A 3720-nucleotide genomic window follows, 5' to 3' on the forward strand; every position below is an offset into this window, starting at 1 on the left:
TCCGATCTGGCTCGTCGGTGCTGGTTGCCAGCTGCGCGACCACGCCGTCTGCCGCCGATCTCGACAAGCACGTCGAGCAGATCATGAAGTCCTCGTTCCGCGACCAGGGCATCGCCAAGGCCGACCGCCTCAACCAGGATCTCGGCCAGAAGGCCTGCTCCTCGGACAAGCCGCCCAGCGAAGCCGTGGCCAAGCAGATCGAGGCCGAATCGCTGGCCAGCATCAAGTGGCCCGAAGGCGGTCGCTACATCGGTGACTGGCGCAACGGCGAGAAACTCGCCCAGAGCGGCCGCGGCATGACCTGGACCGACAAGTCCGACGACCCCAAGGCCAACGGCGCCAACTGCTACAACTGCCACGAGATCGACAAGAAGGAGATCTCGTACGGCACCATCGGCCCGAGCCTGTGGAACTACGGCAAGCTGCGCGGCGTGAAGGACGTGGCCGATCCCAACACCGCCGCCATCGTGCAGTACACCTGGGGCAAGATGTGGAACAGCAAGGCCTACGCCGCCTGCTCGAACATGCCGCGCTTCGGCCACATGAAGCTGCTGAACGAAGACCAGCTTCGCGACGTGATGGCCTTGCTGCTCGACCCCCGGTCGCCCGTCAACCAGTGATCCCACAGAGCCCGCGACTGCGGGCTTTTTGATCACCGAAACATAAGCCGATACTTATTATGAGCTTGAGCAAGCGCGAATTCCTGCAGATGCTGGGCGCCGCCGGCGTGGCCGGCATGGGCCTGGCGCGCCACGCCGAGGCCGACGCGGCCACGGCCGAGCAGGCGCTGTATGACGTGCCGCGATTCGGCAACGTCTCGCTGCTGCACATGACCGACTGCCACGCGCAGCTGCTGCCGATCCGCTTCCGCGAACCCAACGTGAACCTGGGCGTCGGCAGCATGGCCGGCCAACTGCCGCACCTGGTGGGCGAGCACCTGCTGAAGAAGGCCGGCCTGCGCCCCGGCACGGCCCAGGCCCACGCCTACACCTACATCGACTTCGAGACCGCCTCGAAGCGCTACGGCAAGGTCGGCGGCTTCGCCGAACTCGCCACGCTGGTCAAGCGCCTGAAGGCCAGCCGACCCGGCGCGCTGCTGCTCGACGGCGGCGACACCTGGCAGGGTTCGGCCACGTCCCTCTGGACCAACGCGCAGGACATGGTCGACGCCTGCAAGCTGCTCGGCGTGGACGTGATGACCGGCCACTGGGAGTTCACCTACGGCATGGAGCGGGTGAAGGAGATCGTCGAGAAGGACTTCAAGGGCAAGGTCGACTTCGTCGCCCAGAACGTGAAGACCACCGACTTCGGCGACCCGGTGTTCTCGCCCTACGTGATCAAGACGATCAACGGCGTGCAGGTCGCCATCATCGGCCAGGCCTTCCCCTACACGCCTATCGCCAACCCGCGCTACATGGTGGCCGACTGGAGCTTCGGCATCCAGGACGACAACCTGCAGAAGATGGTCGACGAGGCGCGCGGCAAGGGTGCGCAGGTGGTGGTGGTGCTGTCGCACAACGGCATGGACGTCGACCTGAAGCTGGCCTCGCGGGTGCGCGGCGTCGACGCCATCCTCGGCGGCCACACCCACGACGGCATGCCCGTGCCGGTGCTGGTGAAGAACGCCGGCGGCACGACCATCGTCACCAACGCCGGCAGCAACAGCAAGTTCCTCGGCGTGATCGACTTCGACGTCAAGGACGGCAAGGTCGCCGATTTCCGCTACACGCTGCTGCCGGTGTTCGCCAACCAGATCCAGCCGGACAAGGAGATGTCCGCGCTGATCGCGAAGATCCGCGCGCCCTACGAGGGCAAGCTGGCCGAGAAGCTGGCGGTGACCGACGGCACGCTGTACCGCCGCGGCAACTTCAACGGCAGCTGGGACCAGCTGGTGTGCGACGCCTTGATGGAGGTGCAGGGCGCGCCGATCGCCTTCTCGCCCGGCTTCCGCTGGGGCACCAGCCTGCTGCCCGGCGAGGCGATCACCCGCGAGCTGATGATGGACCAGCTGGCCACCACGTACTCCTACGCCACCGTCACCGAGTTGAGCGGTGAGATGATCAAGACCATCCTCGAGGACGTGGCCGACAACCTGTTCAACCCCGACCCGTATTACCAGCAGGGCGGCGACATGGTGCGCGTGGGCGGCCTGACCTATGCGATCGAGCCGGCTGCCAAGATGGGCTCGCGCATCACCGACATGCGGCTGGATGGCAAGGCGATCGACGCCGCGAAGACCTACAAGGTGGCCGGCTGGGCGCCGGTGGCCGAGGAGGCGAAGAGCGCCGGCAACAAGCAGGTCTGGGACGTGGTTGAGCAGTGGCTCAAGGCCAAGGGCCGCGTGTCGCCGCGCCGCATCAACACGCCGCGCTTGATCGGCGTCCAGGGCAACCCGGGCATTGCCTGACAGACTTTCGACAACGACGACGACGGGGAGACGACGATGACCATCCACCGGCTGCTGGCTGCCTTCGTCCTGAGCATCGCCGCCGCCGGCGCGGTGGCTCAGGAGATGGTGGTCTACCACATCGACGACACCTCCACGCAGGCGCTGAAGGGCCTGCGCAACGTGCGCAACCACCTCGACGTCGACCCGGCGGCGAAGATCACCGTCGTGACGCATGCCTTCGGCGTCGATTTCCTGATGGACGGCATGAAGGACCGCAACGAGAGCCCGTTCGCGGCCACCGTGGCGGCCCTGAAGGCGCGCGGCGTGCGCTTCGAGGTCTGCGAGATCACCTTGAAGAACCGCAACCTCAAGAAGGAGCAGTTCATCGAGGAGGCCGATTTCACGCCGTCCGGCGTGGTGCGCCTGGCCAGGCTGCAGCGCGAAGGCGCCGCCTACATCAAGCCCTAGCCCCCTCGGTGCACCGATGAACTTGGAGACGCTGCTCGACCGCTTCGGCCAGGCGCCGGTGCTGGCCGGTGGCGGCCTGCTCATCGGCTTCGCGTTCGGCTTCTTCGCTCAGCGTTCGCGCTTCTGCCTGCGTTCGGCGGTGATCGAGTTCGCCCGCGGCATGCATGGCGGCAAGCTCACGGTCTGGCTGTTCGCCTTCTCGGTCGCGTTGCTGGCCACGCAGGGGTTGATCTCGCTCGGCGCGCTCGACGTGAGCAGTGCGCGGCAGCTCGCGGCGCGCGGCAGCCTGTCGGGCGCGGCTGTCGGCGGGCTGCTGTTCGGCATCGGCATGATCCTCGCGCGCGGCTGCTCCAGCCGGCTGCTGGTGCTCGCGGCCCAAGGCAACCTGCGCTCGGTGCTGTCCGGCCTGGTCTTCGCGGTCGCGGCGCAGGCCGCCTGGACCGGCGTGCTCGCGCCCTGGCGCGAAAGCATCTCGGCCTGGTGGACGGTGGAAGGCGGCCCCTCGCGCGACCTCACCGTGATCACCGGACTGGGCCGGCCCGGTGCGCTGATCTTCGGCGCCGTCTGGTTGGTGGCTGCCATCGTCTGGGCGCGCCGCCAGCGTGTCGCGCCCTGGGGCTGGGCCGGCGCCAGCGCGGTCGGTCTGGCCATCGCGGCGGCCTGGTGGTTCACCGGGGCCGTGGCCGCCACCTCGATGGAGGCCGGGCTCGCCCCGATCCAGGCGCTGAGCTTCACCGGGCCGAGCGCCGAGGTGCTCAGCCGCGTGCTGTTCGCGCCCGACAAGCCGCCGACCTTCGACCTCGGCCTGGTGCCCGGCGTCTTCCTCGGCTCCTTCGTGGCCGCCGCGCTGTTCCGCGAGCTCA

General features: G+C 68.0%; 4 protein-coding genes. All 4 read left to right on the forward strand.

Annotation, left to right across the window (positions count from 1 at the left end):
- Positions 1-17 precede the first annotated feature (17 nt).
- Entirely contained in the window at positions 18-620 is a 603-nt protein-coding gene (gene soxX, locus AB7U92_RS23645) for a sulfur oxidation c-type cytochrome SoxX (RefSeq protein WP_428582734.1), read from the forward strand.
- Positions 621-679: 59 nt separating this feature from the next.
- Positions 680-2407 (forward strand): thiosulfohydrolase SoxB, encoded by a 1728-nt coding sequence (gene soxB, locus AB7U92_RS23650; protein WP_428582728.1) that lies wholly within the window; start codon positions 680-682, stop codon positions 2405-2407.
- 36 nt (positions 2408-2443) lie between these two features.
- Positions 2444-2857: a DsrE family protein gene (locus AB7U92_RS23655; RefSeq protein ID WP_428582730.1), complete on the forward strand. Its 414-nt coding sequence runs from the start codon at positions 2444-2446 to the stop codon at positions 2855-2857.
- Between the two features lie 16 nt (positions 2858-2873).
- Positions 2874-3720 (forward strand): YeeE/YedE thiosulfate transporter family protein (locus tag AB7U92_RS23660; protein ID WP_428582732.1); only part of this gene is annotated, 847 nt, incomplete at its 3' end.

The organism is Piscinibacter sp., assembly GCF_050175855.1.
GTDB lineage: Bacteria > Pseudomonadota > Gammaproteobacteria > Burkholderiales > Burkholderiaceae_C > Piscinibacter.

What these genes read in the sequence shown, in the direction of transcription:
- AB7U92_RS23655 (WP_428582730.1), top strand. Translation starts at nt 2,444, where the DNA reads ATGACCATCCACCGGCTGCTGGCTGCCTTCGTCCTGAGCATCGCCGCC.
- soxB (WP_428582728.1), top strand. Translation starts at nt 680, where the DNA reads ATGAGCTTGAGCAAGCGCGAATTCCTGCAGATGCTGGGCGCCGCCGGC.